General features: G+C 70.6%; 13 protein-coding genes and 1 pseudogene. 6 read left to right on the top strand and 8 right to left on the bottom strand.

Annotated features, from left to right (window positions below; translation table 11 throughout):
* Positions 1-166 precede the first annotated feature (166 nt).
* From K4S16_RS31880 to rsmG, 3 genes are all read right to left on the bottom strand, one after another.
* Positions 167-1,159 carry a ParB/RepB/Spo0J family partition protein gene (locus K4S16_RS31880; RefSeq protein ID WP_149262781.1) on the bottom strand — a complete coding sequence of 331 codons (993 nt, stop codon included), beginning with the start codon at positions 1,157-1,159 and terminating at the stop codon, positions 167-169.
* On the bottom strand, positions 1,156-1,971 hold the full coding sequence (locus tag K4S16_RS31875; protein WP_149262917.1) for a ParA family protein: 816 nt from the start codon (positions 1,969-1,971) through the stop codon (positions 1,156-1,158). The genes K4S16_RS31880 and K4S16_RS31875 overlap by 4 nt, the downstream gene beginning before the upstream one ends.
* 344 nt (positions 1,972-2,315) lie before the next feature.
* On the bottom strand, positions 2,316-2,993 hold the full coding sequence (gene rsmG / locus K4S16_RS31870; protein WP_149262780.1) for a 16S rRNA (guanine(527)-N(7))-methyltransferase RsmG: 678 nt from the start codon (positions 2,991-2,993) through the stop codon (positions 2,316-2,318).
* Positions 2,994-3,178: 185 nt separating this feature from the next.
* On the opposite strand from rsmG, the gene K4S16_RS31865 reads away from it, so the two are divergent.
* The gene (locus K4S16_RS31865) at positions 3,179-3,637 is read left to right on the top strand and encodes a DUF6458 family protein (RefSeq protein WP_149262779.1); all 459 of its coding nucleotides are present in this window, start codon (positions 3,179-3,181) and stop codon (positions 3,635-3,637) included.
* Positions 3,638-3,961: 324 nt separating this feature from the next.
* Here K4S16_RS31865 and K4S16_RS31860 read toward each other — a convergent pair whose 3' ends face one another.
* The 5 genes from K4S16_RS31860 to rpmH are packed head-to-tail and all read right to left on the bottom strand — an operon-like array spanning position 3,962 to position 6,351.
* Positions 3,962-4,447, bottom strand: a complete 486-nt coding sequence (locus K4S16_RS31860) for a R3H domain-containing nucleic acid-binding protein (protein WP_149262778.1) — start codon at positions 4,445-4,447, stop codon at positions 3,962-3,964.
* Positions 4,448-4,484: 37 nt separating this feature from the next.
* Positions 4,485-5,474: a membrane protein insertase YidC gene (gene yidC / locus K4S16_RS31855; RefSeq protein WP_149262777.1), complete on the bottom strand. Its 990-nt coding sequence runs from the start codon at positions 5,472-5,474 to the stop codon at positions 4,485-4,487.
* A complete protein-coding gene (gene yidD, locus K4S16_RS31850; protein ID WP_149262776.1) occupies positions 5,467-5,835 on the bottom strand; it encodes a membrane protein insertion efficiency factor YidD in 369 nt (122 codons plus the stop codon). The genes yidC and yidD overlap by 8 nt, the downstream gene beginning before the upstream one ends.
* Positions 5,832-6,179, bottom strand: a complete 348-nt coding sequence (gene rnpA / locus K4S16_RS31845; protein WP_235037197.1) for a ribonuclease P protein component — start codon at positions 6,177-6,179, stop codon at positions 5,832-5,834. The genes yidD and rnpA overlap by 4 nt, the downstream gene beginning before the upstream one ends.
* Positions 6,180-6,213: 34 nt before the next feature.
* On the bottom strand, positions 6,214-6,351 hold the full coding sequence (rpmH, locus tag K4S16_RS31840) for a 50S ribosomal protein L34 (RefSeq protein ID WP_021592695.1): 138 nt from the start codon (positions 6,349-6,351) through the stop codon (positions 6,214-6,216).
* 606 nt (positions 6,352-6,957) lie between these two features.
* On the opposite strand from rpmH, the gene dnaA reads away from it, so the two are divergent.
* The 5 genes and pseudogenes from dnaA (at position 6,958) to K4S16_RS31815 (ending at position 13,693) form a co-directional block, all read left to right on the top strand.
* Positions 6,958-9,033 carry a chromosomal replication initiator protein DnaA gene (gene dnaA / locus K4S16_RS31835; protein ID WP_149262774.1) on the top strand — a complete coding sequence of 692 codons (2,076 nt, stop codon included), beginning with the start codon at positions 6,958-6,960 and terminating at the stop codon, positions 9,031-9,033.
* A 665-nt stretch (positions 9,034-9,698) separates the two neighbouring features.
* A complete protein-coding gene (gene dnaN / locus K4S16_RS31830; RefSeq protein ID WP_149262773.1) occupies positions 9,699-10,841 on the top strand; it encodes a DNA polymerase III subunit beta in 1,143 nt (380 codons plus the stop codon).
* A gap of 78 nt (positions 10,842-10,919) precedes the next feature.
* A pseudogene (gene gnd, locus K4S16_RS31825) lies at positions 10,920-11,861 on the top strand (phosphogluconate dehydrogenase (NAD(+)-dependent, decarboxylating)); the annotation flags it as partial.
* A gap of 174 nt (positions 11,862-12,035) precedes the next feature.
* A complete protein-coding gene (gene recF, locus K4S16_RS31820; RefSeq protein ID WP_149262771.1) occupies positions 12,036-13,178 on the top strand; it encodes a DNA replication/repair protein RecF in 1,143 nt (380 codons plus the stop codon).
* A complete protein-coding gene (locus K4S16_RS31815; protein ID WP_149262770.1) occupies positions 13,175-13,693 on the top strand; it encodes a DUF721 domain-containing protein in 519 nt (172 codons plus the stop codon). The genes recF and K4S16_RS31815 overlap by 4 nt, the downstream gene beginning before the upstream one ends.
* Positions 13,694-13,714 lie beyond the last annotated feature (21 nt).

The raw sequence follows: 13,714 nt of genomic DNA, 5'->3' as shown, positions 1-13,714 counted from the left end.
TCGGGTTCCTGGCGTCCCCCAGTAGACGAGGGGGCGCCGTTGCACGACGCCGCGAGCCCGCTCCACGGGGGCAGGGATGTTTCACGGGAAACATCGGGGGAGCAGGCGGGAAAGCGAAGCGCCCCGGAGCCGTGGGATCCGGGGCGCGCAGCGGTGCGGGGCGGCTTTAGGAGTCGCCGACTCCTCCGTCCTCAGGGGCCATGGACTTGATGATGCGGTCGAGGTCCTCCAGTGTGGCGAACTCGACGACGATCTTGCCCTTGTTGCGGCCCATGTCGACGCGGACCTTGGTCTCGTACCGGTCGGAGAGGCGGTCGGCCAGCTCCTTGAGGCCGGGCGCCACCGGCTTCTTGCGGCGGCCCGGTCGCGGTGCCTTCGGCTCGTCCCCCACCTCGCGGAGCGCGATCATCTCTTCCAGCGCGCGGACCGAGAGGCCCTCCTGGACGATCCGCTGTGCCAGATGCTCCTGGGCCTCCACGCTGTCGAGGGAGAGCAGCGCGCGGGCGTGACCGGCGGACAGCACTCCGGCGGCCACCCGGCGCTGAACGGCCGGCGGCAGGTTCAGCAGGCGGAGCGTGTTGGTGATGTGCGGACGCGACCGGCCGATCCGGGTGGCGAGCTGCTCGTGGGTGGCGCCGAAGTCCTGGAGCAGCTGCTGGTACGCGGCCGCCTCCTCCAACGGGTTGAGCTGCTGCCGGTGGAGGTTCTCCATGAGCGCGTCACGGAGCAGGTCGTTGTCGCCGGTGTCGCGGACGATCGCCGGGATGACGTCCAGCCCGGCCATCTGGGACGCGCGCCAGCGGCGCTCGCCCATGATGAGCTCGTAGTCGTGCTCCTCCGAGGGGGACCTGCGCACGACGATCGGCTGGAGCAGCCCGACGATGCCGATCGACTCCGCGAGCTCCTCCAGGGCCTGCTCGTCGAAGTGCTCGCGGGGCTGGCGCGGGTTGACCGTGATGGAACGGACGGGCAGTTCCGCGAAATGGGCTCCGGCGACCGGTTCGAGGGCCGGTGCGGGAGCGGCCGTTCCGTCCGAGACGGAGCCGCCGGGGTATCCCGGCTCGCTCGCGCCGTTCGGCTCGGCCGACGTCGGCATGGGCGGGGCGGTGGGAATGAGGGCACCGAGGCCCCGGCCCAGACCGCGTCGCTGCTGGCTCACTGGACGGCTCCTCCGTGGGCCATTTCCGAGGCGGCCTCGCTGTAGGCGAGGGCGCCGCTCGATCCGGGGTCGTAGGTCATGACGGACTGCCCGTAGCTGGGCGCCTCGGACACCCGGACACTGCGGGGGATCACCGTGTTGAGGACGACGTCGCCGAAGTGGCTCCGGACGTCTTCGGCGACCTGCGCGGCGAGGCGGGTCCGGGCGTCGTACATCGTCAGCAGGATGGTGGACACCCGCAGTTTGGGGTTGAGGTGCGCCTTCACGAGGTCGACGGTCCGGATGAGCTGGCCGAGGCCCTCCAGCGCGTAGTACTCGCACTGGATCGGGATGAGCAGCTCGTCCCCGCCGACGAGGGCGTTCACCGTGAGCAGGCCGAGCGACGGCGGGCAGTCGATCAGCACGTAGTCGAACTTCTCGATGTCGTAGGAGTCCAGCGCGCGCCGCAGGCGCGACTCGCGGGCCACCTTGGAGACCAGCTCGATCTCCGCGCCCGCGAGGTTGAGGGTCGCGGGCGCGCAGTAGAGGTTGGGGATCTCCGGCGCCGGGACGATGATGTCGGCCAGCGCCATGTCCTCGATCAGCACGTCGTAGATCGACGGGACCTCGGCATGGTGCTCGACGCCGAGGGCGGTGGACGCGTTGCCCTGCGGGTCGAGGTCGACCACCAGCACCTGGGCGCCGTGCATCGCGAGAGAGGCGGCGATGTTCACCGAGCTGGTGGTCTTGCCGACGCCTCCCTTCTGGTTGGCGATGGTGATGACCCGGCACTTGTCCGGCCGCGGCCACTCCCGCTCCCTGCGGCTCGCCATCGTCTTGAGCGCGGTGCCGGCTGTTTCACGTGAAACCTTGGCGTCCCGCAGCGCCTCTCGCACGAGTTCTGACTCCCCCTGAGTTGGTCCGCCGCGCGGGCTCGGCGCCTGCGCGCCGGCGTTCGTCGGCACGTAGCCGACGTTCTCCGCGGTCCCGGACGTCGTGTTACCCCACATCGCGTGCCCTGAGGGCGCGGTGCCCGGCGACGATCCCGGGTCCTGCCGCGTCCCACCGGCGGCGGGCGCCTGGGCGCCCTCGTCCGCGCCGGGCGCGCCCGGGCCGGACGGCTGTTCGTCGGGGGATTCGTCGGCGCGGTCAGGCCTGCCCAGTCCTGGTCCCGTGCTCATGAAGACCTCTTCCTCGACCCTTTGGCGCGCCGGGGGGCGCGCTGCCGTCGCCCGACAACCTCTTCTCGGCCGGCGACCACACGGACGAGTGTTGTCGGCGGATCGACCATACCGCGCCCGACTTGCAGCAGTTCCGTCGAGCGCACCCCGAACCGCTTCAGCACCGGCTCCGCCTCCTCCAACTCGGCCGCGGCCCGCTCGCCCTTGAGCGCGAGGAGCTCGCCGCCCGGGCGCAGCAGCGGAAGCGCCCACCGGGCCAGGCGTTCGAGGGGCGCCACGGCGCGTGCCGTGGCGACGTCCACCGCGAACTCGTCGGTCACGTCCTCGGCCCGGGCCCGCCGGACCTCGACGTTTCGCAGGTCGAGCAGCTCGACGCACTCGTTCAGGAACGTCGTGCGCCGCAGCAGCGGTTCCAGCAGCGTGATCCGCAGATCGGGCCGGACGATGGCCAGGACGATGCCCGGCAGCCCCGCGCCCGAACCGATGTCGACGACCTCGGCGTTCTCCGGTATCGCCGCCGAGACCACCGCGCAGTTGATCAGATGCCGTTCCCAGAGCCGGTCGGCCTCGCGCGGACCGATGAGCCCGCGTTCGACCCCGGCCTTCGCGAGGAACGCCGCGTAGCGCTCCGCGACCGGCAGCGCGTCACCGAATACCTCACGTGCAATCCCCACCAGACGAATCGTTCCACAAAACCCGGTGCCGCCGTACACGCGAAACGTTCCCGTGGTGAACAGGGCGCTGTAGTGGGAGGACCCTTGCGTTATGGCAAGAACCACATGACCCGCCCGCATATTCGCCGGGCGTGGGGTAGAGCCTGCGGTGTCGCCCGTCCGTCCCCCGGAAGGAGCTCCGACACATGGGAATCGGAGTCAGTCTCGCATTCATCGCCCTTGGGGCGATTCTGGCGTTCGCCATCCGCGTTGACCTCAGCGGCCTCGACATCCACATGGTCGGATGGATCCTGATCCTGGTCGGACTGATCAGCATGGGATTCACGCTCAAGTACACCCGGCCGCGCCGCGCGGCCGGACGTGTGGCCGGGGCAGATCCCGCGTACGGGGACGAGCCCGGCACGGTGGTCCGCGAGGAGCACATCATCGAGGACCCGCCGCCGCCCGGCGGCCGCCCGGCCGAGCGTGTCGACCGCGTCGTGGAGCACCCCGCCGACACCGGGGTCACGCACAGCGGCCATCCGCAGGACCCCGCGTACGCCCAGGACCCCGCGATCCAGAACGACCCGGCGATCCAGAACACCACCTCGGTCGGCGGCGGCGACGTCCAGCGCCGGCGGTGGCGCCGGACCGTCAGGCGGTAGTACCGAGAGCCTGCTCGGTGTGCCAGGGCGGCGGTGCACACCGAGCTCCCCAGGGCCCCGCGTCGGCCAGGGCGCGGGGCCCTCTCATGCCCTGAAACGCCGCCCATCCCGCGCGACCCTGCCGAGCGGTGACGCGGAACGCCCGGAACGACGGATCGCGGACATCGCGCCCCCATTGGGATCGGCTCTCTACCGCCTCCGCTCCGAGCGTCCTCTCCGCCCAGCACCGGCTCCCAGTCGGACGCCGGTTCTCAGCCGGTCGGCGTCCGGAAAGGCGACGGCCCCGACCGGAGATCCGGTCGGGGCCGTGTGATGCCCGGGTGGTCAGGCGGGGAAGACGACCACGTAGCGGTCGGGCTCCTCGCCCTCGGACTCGCTGCGCAGGCCCGCCGCGGCGACCGCGTCGTGGACGATCTTGCGCTCGAACGGGGTCATCGGGGCGAGCGGCTTCGGCTCGCCGGACTGCTTGACCTCGTCCGCGACGTCCGTTCCGAGCTTGGTGAGCTCGGCGCGGCGCCGCTCGCGGTACCCGCCGATGTCCAGCATGAGGCGGGTGCGGTTGCCGGTCTGGCGGTGGACGGCGAGCCGGGTGAGCTCCTGGAGCGCCTCCAGCACCTCGCCGCGCTTGCCGACCAGCTCGTCCAGGGAACCGCCGACGACGGCGACGATGGCGCGCTCGCCCTCGACGTCCATGTCGATGTCGCCGTCGTAGTCACCGATGTCCAGCAGGCCCTCGATGTAGTCGGCGGCGATCTCGCCTTCCTGCTCGAGCGCCTGGACGTCGACCTCGGTGGTGTCGGTCTGGCTCAACGCGGTCTCCTTCTCCGGCACGTGCTCGGGGTCCAAACTAGCGCTTCTGGGTGCCGCTGCGCTTGCTGCGCGACTTGCGGGTCGGCTGGTTGCGCACGACCTTCGGCTTGTCCTCGGGCTCGGGGGCCGGCTCCGGCTCCTTCTTCAGCTTCGCCTTGATGCCGGACGACGGCGCCTGGCCGTTCTTGGACGCGCCCGCCTTCGAACCGGCGGCCTTGGGGCCGGTCTTGGTCCCCGTCGTGGCCGCCGCGGCGGCGGCGTCCGTCCCGGGCGGTGGGTACCGCTTGTAGATGTAGTGCTGCTGGGCCAGGGTCCAGCTGTTGGACGTCACCCAGTACATGAGGACGCCCAGCGGGAAGCCGAGGCCGAAGAGGCCGAACAGCGGCGCCAGGAAGACCATCATCTTCTGCGCCTGCATCATCGGGTTGGCCTCGTCCGCGACCGGCTGCCGCTTCATGCTGGCCCGGACGGTGAAGAAGGTCGTGACGGAGCTGATCACCACGGCGATGCCGGTGACGACGATCGCCGTCCAGCTCTTGGGGTCGGTGCCCCAGGCGTTCAGGAACGTGTCCGGGATGTGGGCGCCGAAGATGTTCGCGTTCTGCGCGCTCGCCACCAGGTCGGACGAGACGGCGAAGACGCTCTGCCCCGGCTTGGCGTCCGAGATCCGCTTCAGCGTCTGGAACAGCCCGATGAAGATGGGCATCTGCACCAGGAGCGGCAGGCAGCCCGACAGCGGGTTGGCGCCGTTCTCCTGGTAGAGCTTCATGACCTCCTGGTTGAGGCGCTGCTTGTCGTTCTTGTACTTCTTGCGCAGCGCCTGAACCTTCGGGTTCAGCTCTTGCATCTTGCGCGAAGCGTGGATCTGCTTCACGAAGAGGGGGACGAGGAGCAGCCGCAGGAGGACGGTGAGGAGGATGATCGAACCGCCCCACGCCCATCCGCTGTCCTTGGGGACGACCGTACTGAGCCCCGTGTGGATCCACACGATGAGCTGAGAGACGATCTCGTACAACCAATCAAGCACCGGGCAGCTCCTTGTGCTCTGCTAGGGCGGGGCCGCTCTCCTCGCGGCCGGAGTTCGAGGAAGCCGCCGCGCGCTCTCCGGGCGTCTTCTTCGGCGGTACCGGGTCGTAACCGCCTGGGTGGAACGGATGGCACCGCGCGATCCGGCGGGCCGTCAGCCACGTGCCGCGCAACGCCCCGTGCACCTGAAGGGCCTCCAGGCCGTATGCGCTGCAGCTGGGGTGGAAGCGACACTGCTGCCCGAGCAGGGGACTCAAGAAGCGGCGGTAGGCGCGGACGAGAAGGATCAGCACGGCCGCGACGGGACCCGGGTGGCCCGTCGGATGCTGCGCGGGGACTGCCGTCCCCTGCGGACTTCTCATCTTCGCCCCTTGGACGCGGGCCGCAGCAGCCGGTCGAGCGCCGACTCCAGATCCGCGGCCAGTTCGTCTGGTCGCGCCGCTCCCGCGCGGGGGTTGGCGCGCACTACGAGCAGGCTACCCGCTGAGAGGCGGTCGAGGTGCGGGCGCATCAGGTGGCGGAGCCGGCGCCGCGTCGCGTTGCGGACGACGGCGTTGCCGACGGTGCGGGCCACGATGAACCCGACCAGCGGCTGCGCCGCCGCGTGCGGGGCCTCGTCCGGGCGTAGCAGGTGAACCACGACAGTTGGCCGTCCGGCGCGGCGACCGCGCCGGACGGCCAACGAGAAGTCGTCCCGCCGCCGCATCCGGTTTCCGGACGGCAGCACTGTGAGGGGTGGCTCAGACCGCGATGCGGGCGCGGCCCTTGCCACGCCGGCTCGACAGGATCGCGCGGCCGGCGCGCGTGCGCATGCGCAGCCGGAAGCCGTGCTTCTTGTGGCGGCGACGGTTGTTCGGCTGGAAGGTACGCTTGCTCACTTTGAGGCTCCAGTGCTGCGGTCGGTTCGTCTTGAGGACTTGAAGCTTCGAAGGCTCGCATCGAGGGCCGCGTACGGTCCCCCGCAGCGGGGGCCCACCCGAGCGTTCCTGAGGGGCTGCCGGCGGGCACGCGGCATCTCCGTCGATGCGACTCGACCTCAGAACGTTACGGGGTATCCGGGGGGCCGGTCAAACGGAGGCCGCCGCCGGTGGACGCCGCGGAGCCGGCGCCGCAGGACGGGCGGGATCGGTGGTGACCGTGTTGCGACCGTCCCCGGCAGGGGTTAAGGTCGTCCCGGCGAGCCGACACTTCTTCGACGAATCCGATGTCGGCGATCAGCCCTCAAGCCCCCGTTCGAGAACCACCCCTTACCGGCCCTCACCAAGGCCGGTCCCTTGTCGACCGCGTACCCCTGAACCCGCCTCACGGGTTTTACACAGGGTCCTCCATGCCTATGCACAGCATGTGGACAACTCTGTGGACAACTCGTGAGAGAGTAAGTCTCCCGCGTCGCGGCAGTGCCCTGCGAGGCGTGCGGCATCCCGCGGGACAGCCGAGCAGTCAGGTACTCCGTTCGGCGGAGTTGTGGGGAGGGGACCTTGCGCATGGACGGTCAGGATCTCGGATCGGTCTGGGCCCGCACCCTCACCGCGCTCTCCGAGAGCGATCTGTCGCCGAGTTACCGCGCATGGCTGCCCATGGTCCGCCCGCTTGCGCTCGTGGAGGGGACGGCGCTGCTCGCCGCGCCCAACGAGTTCGCCAAGGACGCCCTGGAGACACGCCTCCGCAACCTCATCACGCAGGCCCTTTCCCATGAGCTGGGCAGGGAGATCCGCGTCGCGGTGACCGTCCAGCCGGAGCCGCCGGGCGGTACCCGTCCCGGTGCGGGCGAGCCTCTTTCCGCGCCGCTTCCGGGGCCGGGAGCAGGGCTCGGCATGCACGACTCCACTCCTTCTTACGGGGAGCCCTACGGGGAGCGGGGGCACGACGAGCGCGACCGCGACCGTCCTTATACCGAGCAGCCGTACGGGGATCAGTCGTACGGGGACCAGTCGTCCTACCCGGAACGGCCCGACCGCCCTTATCCGGAGCAGCCGTACGGAGATCAGGGATACCGGCCGCAGTCGGGAGTTACCCACAACCCCGGTTCGCCCGGAGGTTATCCACAGGCTCAGGACGACGACCGTGGAACGTATCCCCCGGCGCCCCGCCCGCCCGCCTACGGTGCGGGCCCCGGCGGCCGCGGCCCGGCGCCGTACGAAGGGCGCGGCTACCCGAGCTACGGAGGGCAGGAAGGCTTCGGCGGCGAGCCTCCAGGGCGGCCACCGCACTCCCACCTGAACGACCGCACGCTCGGCCCCCTGCGTCCTGGAGGTCGCCCAGAGCAGCAGGGCCGCGAACCCCAGCGCCCTGGGAATGAGGCTCCGCTCGGGCACTCGGACGACACTTTCCAGAGCGGCGAGCAGCCCTATCCCGGGAGCGAGCAGTCCTACACGGGCGGTGGCGGCGAGCAGCCCTACCGGAATGAAGGCGTCTTCAGGGACGAGGAGGGCTCCGACTCCAGGGTCCCTGGCTCGGATCCCCGTGGCCCCACGTCCGACCCACGCGCGCCCGCACCGGCACAGCAGTCCGGCGCGTCCGAGCATGCGCGGCTGAACCCGAAGTACACGTTCGAGACGTTCGTCATCGGCTCGTCGAACAGGTTCGCGCACGCCGCCGCGGTCGCCGTCGCGGAGCAGCCGGCCAAGGCGTACAACCCGCTGTTCGTCTACGGCGACTCGGGCCTGGGCAAGACGCACCTGCTGCATGCCATCGGCCACTACGCGCAGAGCCTCTTCAACGGGGCGCGCGTCCGCTACGTGAGCTCCGAGGAGTTCACGAACGACTTCATCAACTCGATCCGCGACGGCAAGGCCGACGGGTTCCGCCGCCGCTACCGGGATGTGGACATCCTCCTCGTCGACGACATCCAGTTCCTTGAGGGCAAGGAGCAGACGCAGGAGGAGTTCTTCCACACGTTCAACACGCTGCACAACGCGAGCAAGCAGATCGTGATCTCCAGCGACCGGCCGCCCAAGGAGCTCGTCACGCTGGAGGACCGGCTCCGCAACCGGTTCGAGTGGGGCCTGACGACCGACGTCCAGCCGCCCGAACTGGAGACCCGGATCGCGATCCTGCAGAAGAAGGCGCGCCAGGAGGGCCTCGCCGCGCCGCCCGACGTGCTGGAGTTCATCGCCTCGCAGATCGCGACGAACATCCGCGAGCTGGAGGGCGCGCTGATCCGGGTCACGGCGTTCGCGAGCCTGAACCGGCAGTCGGTCGACATGAAGCTCGCCGAGATCGTGCTGAAGGACCTCATCCCCAACGACTCCGGCCCCGAGATCACCGCCGCGATGATCATGGCGCAGACGGTCGAGTACTTCGGGACGACGATCGAGGACCTGTGCGGCCCCTCCCGCTCGCGGATGCTCGTCACCGCCCGGCAGATCGCGATGTACCTGTGCCGGGAGCTGACCGACCTGTCCCTTCCCAAGATCGGCCAGCAGTTCGGGGGGCGCGACCACACCACGGTCATGCACGCCGAACGCAAGATCCGCTCGCTGATGGCCGAGCGCCGGGCGATCTACAACCAGGTCACCGAGCTGACGGGCCGCATCAAGCACCAGGCCCGCAAGCGCTGAGCCCCCTCCTTCGTACACACTGTGGACAGACCGGCGCCACGCCTGTGGACGGGTCGCCGCCGCGCCGTCCACACCCTGTTCAAGGCAAAGAACCGACAAAAGGCGCGCGTCCTCCGAGAATCGGCCGCGCTCCTCACAACTTGTGGAAAACTCTGGGGATTTTCGCGGATAACCCTGTGGGCAACCGTTGGAGAAGCTGAGGATGAACAGTGGACGGGTGTGGACCGGCTGTGCACCGCCGCCCGGCCTTCTGGGGAAAACCGGTGGACGGGCTGGGGACGGCTTGGGGACCGACCCGGCGGCCAGGCGTCCCGTCGTCCCCAGTTCAGGCGAACGGGCGGCGAACCCGCGGATGACCCGTGGAGAACTCGTGGACAACCGGGGGATGACATGAGGACGACGTGTGGGGACGAAATCGCCGTCCCCAGGCGCCGTCGCGCCGTCCACGCCCCGTACACAGCGCCGGTGGACAGAGGAACGCGCTCTCACCTGCGAGGACGGCTGTTGTCCACACTATCCACGGCCCCTATTACTGGTACTGCTCTACTTCTCTATCCAAGAAAAGATCCATCTCAAGTCAGGGCCTGGGGACAACGCGCTGCGAGCGCCCCGGCCCGGACGAGATCAGCTCACCCTTGTCCGACACCTGCAGGAGGCGGGTCCCTTTGAAGTTCCGCATCGACAGAGACGCCCTGGCCGACGCCGTCGCCTGGACCGCGCGCACGCTCCCCGTCCGTCCCCCGGTGCCGGTCCTCGCGGGCATGCACATCGTGGCCGGGGGTGAGGACAACGGCGACCGCCTGAAGCTGTCCGCGTTCGACTACGAGGTCTCGGCGCAGGTGTCCACGGACATCGACGTCGAGGAGGCCGGGACGGCGCTGGTGTCCGGGCGGCTCCTCGCCGAGATCTCGCGCAGCCTTCCTCCCCACCCTGTGGAGGTGACGACGGACGGCGCGAAGGTGATGCTCCGCTGCGGCAGCGCGAAGTTCACACTCCTCACCATGCCTGTGGAGGACTACCCGACGCTGCCGGAGATGCCGCCCGCCGCGGGATCGGTGGGCAGCGACGAGTTCGCCGCCGCCGTCTCCCAGGTCGCGATCGCCGCGGGCAAGGACGACACGATCCCCATGCTGACCGGCGTCCGGGTGGAGATCGAGGGTGAGACCGTCACGCTGGCGTCCACGGACCGCTACCGCCTCGCCGTCCGCGAGTTGCACTGGAAGCCCGAGCGCCCCGACTTCTCCGCCGTCGCGCTCGTTCCGGCCCGCACGCTGGCCGACACCGCCAAGTCGCTGACGGCCGGCGCGGAGGTGTCGATCGCGCTCGGCGGGACCGGCGGCACCGGCGAAGGCATGATCGGTTTCGAGGGCGGCGGCCGCCGCACCACGTCCCGGCTGCTGGACGGCGACTTCGTCAAGTACCGCTCGCTGCTGCCGAGCGAGTACGCGGGCCTCGCCGAGGTCCAGACCGCCTCGTTCATCGAGGCCGTCAAGCGCGTCTCCCTGGTGGCGGAACGCAACACCCCCGTCCGGCTCTCGTTCAGCCAGGGCGAGGTCGTCCTGGAGGCCGGGACCGGGGACGAGGCTCAGGCCGTGGAGGCCCTGGAGGCGTCCCTGGAGGGCGAGGACATCGACATCGCCTTCAACCCCGCGTTCCTCCTCGACGGGCTCTCCGCGATCGGCTCGGACGTGGCCAGGCTGTCCTTCACCACTCCGACCAAGCCGGCCGTCCTCACCGGGAAGCCGCCGCAGGACGGGGAGAACCCGAACTACCGTTACCTGATCATGCCGGTCCGTTTGTCTGGATAAGACCTCCGCTCCGGGGCATGGCATCCGGGATGTCCCGCGGGGGAGCCGCGCCCCCGCGGGAAGGCAGAGCAGGCACGCACAGGGGAGAGTGAGCGTTTCATGGAGCTTGGGATCATCGGCCTGGGCAAGATGGGCGGCAACATGGCCGAGCGGCTGCGCCGCGGCGGCCACACCGTCGTCGGCTACGACCGCGACCCGGACGTCAGCGACGTCGGCTCGGTCGAGGAACTGGTCGAGCGCCTGTCCCCGCCGCGCGCCGTGTGGGTGATGGTGCCCGCGGGCAAGCCGACGGCGGAGACCGTCCACAAGCTGGGGGAGGTCCTGGAGCAGGGCGCCCTCGTCGTGGACGGCGGAAATTCACACTATGTGGACGACCGGAAGCACGGCGAGGAGCTGGCCGCCAAGGGCATCGGGTTCGTCGACTGCGGTGTGAGCGGCGGCGTGTGGGGGCTGGAGAACGGCTACGCGCTCATGGTCGGCGGCGACGAGGAGCACGTGAAGCGGCTGATGCCGATCTTCGAGACGCTCAAGCCGGAGGGCGAGTTCGGCTTCGTCCACTCCGGCAAGATCGGCGCCGGCCACTTCGTGAAGATGGTCCACAACGGCATCGAGTACGCGATGATGCAGGCCTTCGGCGAGGGTTACGAGCTGATCGAGGCCAGCGACGTCGTCACCAACGTCCCGGAGACGTTCCTGAGCTGGCAGGAGGGCACGGTCATCCGCTCCTGGCTGCTCGACCTGCTGAACCGCGCGCTCGCCGACGACCCCGAGCTGGACGACCTGCGCGGCTACGCCAACGACTCCGGCGAGGGCCGCTGGACCGTCCAGGCCGCCGTCGACCACGCCGTCCCGCTGCCCGCGATCACGGCGTCCCTGTTCGCCCGCTTCGCCTCCCGCCAGGACGACTCCCCCGCGATGCGCGTCGTCGCCGCCCTCCGCAACCAGTTCGGCGGCCACGCCGTCGAAACGGCCAAGGGCGCCGACTCCCCCGGCGCCGACGTCAACCCCCCTTCGGTCTGACCCCCAGTTATCCACAGTTGTGGGTTCCGGCCCCGGCTCTCGGCGGTGTGTTCCAGGCTGGGAGTGGGGTCGGCCCCCTGGGCGGGCGGGGTGTGCACAGGCTGGGGGCGTGTGCGCGAGCTGGAGGCGGGGAGGCGCGCCGGGGGTGTGGGGGAGGCTCTACGCTCGTGTGTTGTGCACGTCGCCCACCTTTCGTTGCAGGACTTCCGCTCGTATCCGGCCGCCGAGGTCGCGTTGGAGCCGGGAGTCACCGCGTTCGTGGGGCCCAACGGGCAGGGCAAGACGAACCTGGTCGAGGCCATCGGGTACGTCGCCTCGCACGGGAGCCACAGGGCCGCGACGGACGCGCCGCTCGTCCGGCACGGTGCGCCGCGGGCGATCGTCCGGGCCGGGGTGGTGAAGGACGACCGCAAGGCGCTGATCGAGCTGGAGATCAACCCGGGCAAGGCGAACCGGGCGCGGCTCAACCGGTCCCCCGTCCCCAGGCCGCGCGAGATCCTGGGGATGCTGCGGACGGTGCTGTTCGCCCCGGAGGACCTCTCGCTCGTGAAGGGCGACCCGGGGGAGCGGCGCCGGTTCATGGACGAGTTGCTGACCGCGCGGGCCCCGCGGTTCGCGGGCGTGCGGTCCGACTATGACCGCGTCCTCAAGCAGCGCAACGCCCTGTTGAAATCGGCGGCCGCGCATAGGCGCTCACCCGGTCCGGAGGTGCTCGCAACCCTGGACGTGTGGGATTCGCACCTGGCGCGCACGGGGGCGGAGCTCCTGGCGGGGAGGCTCGACCTCGTCGAGGCGCTGCGTCCGCTCGCGGCGCGGGCCTATGCGGCGCTCGCTCCGCACAGCGGCGGGGCCGATCTGATCTACAGGAGCTCCCTGGGAGACGCGGAGTTGTCCACAGACCGTGGACAACTGGCCGAGCAGATCCTCAAGGCGGTGGCCGAGTCGCGCAAGCAGGAGCTGGAGCGCGGCGTGAGCCTCGTCGGCCCGCACCGCGACGAGCTGGTCCTGCGCCTGGGGGAGCTCCCGGCGCGCGGCTACGCCAGCCACGGCGAGTCGTGGTCGTTCGCGCTCGGGCTGCGGCTGGCCGCGTTCGACCTGCTCCGCGCGGACGGCGACGACCCCGTCCTCATCCTGGACGACGTGTTCGCCGAGCTGGACACCGGGCGGCGCAGCCGGCTGGCCGAGATGGTCGCGCCGGCCGAGCAGGTCCTGATCACGGCGGCCGTCCCCGCCGACGTCCCCGCCGAACTGACGGGCGGCTCGTATACCGTCTCCGACGGCGAGGTCGTGCGTGACTCCAAGGGGGCGAGCGCGTGAGTGATCCACAGGATGTGCACAAGTCAGACGAAGCCGGGACGCCTCCCGCCAAGTCGGGGATCGAGCTGGCTCGCGAGGCGCTCGCCCAGGCGAAGGCGGACGCCCTCAAGCGCGGCACCCTCCCCGGGCAGGGGGGCAAGCGCAAGGGCACCGGCCGGGTCGGGCGCGTGCGGGACCCCGGGCGGGGCGGCGACCCCAAGCTGTTCGGGGCGGCGATCCGGGAGCTGCTGGCGACCCGCGGCTGGGAGCAGCGCGCGGCGGTCGGCGGCGTGTTCGGCAACTGGGCCGGCATCGTCGGCGCCGAACTGGCCGAGCACACCCGGCCGGACCACTTCGAGGACGGCGAGCTCACCGTCGCCGCCGACTCGACGACCTGGGCCACGCAGCTCCGCCTGCTGTCGTCCACGCTGGTGCGGCGGCTGAACGAGGAGCTCGGGCACGGGACCGTCCGCCGGGTCAAGGTGGTGGGGCCCTCGTCCGGGCCGCGCCGGACGGGCGCGTGGCGCGCGCGCTGAGCCCGTGACCCCGGGCCTCAC

Origin of the sequence: Actinomadura sp. K4S16, assembly GCF_008327685.1 — a bacterium.
In the GTDB taxonomy this organism is placed as follows: Bacteria; Actinomycetota; Actinomycetes; order Streptosporangiales; family Streptosporangiaceae; genus Spirillospora.
Note: the sequence above shows the minus strand (reverse complement) of the source record. Positions and strands in the feature narration are given on the sequence as shown.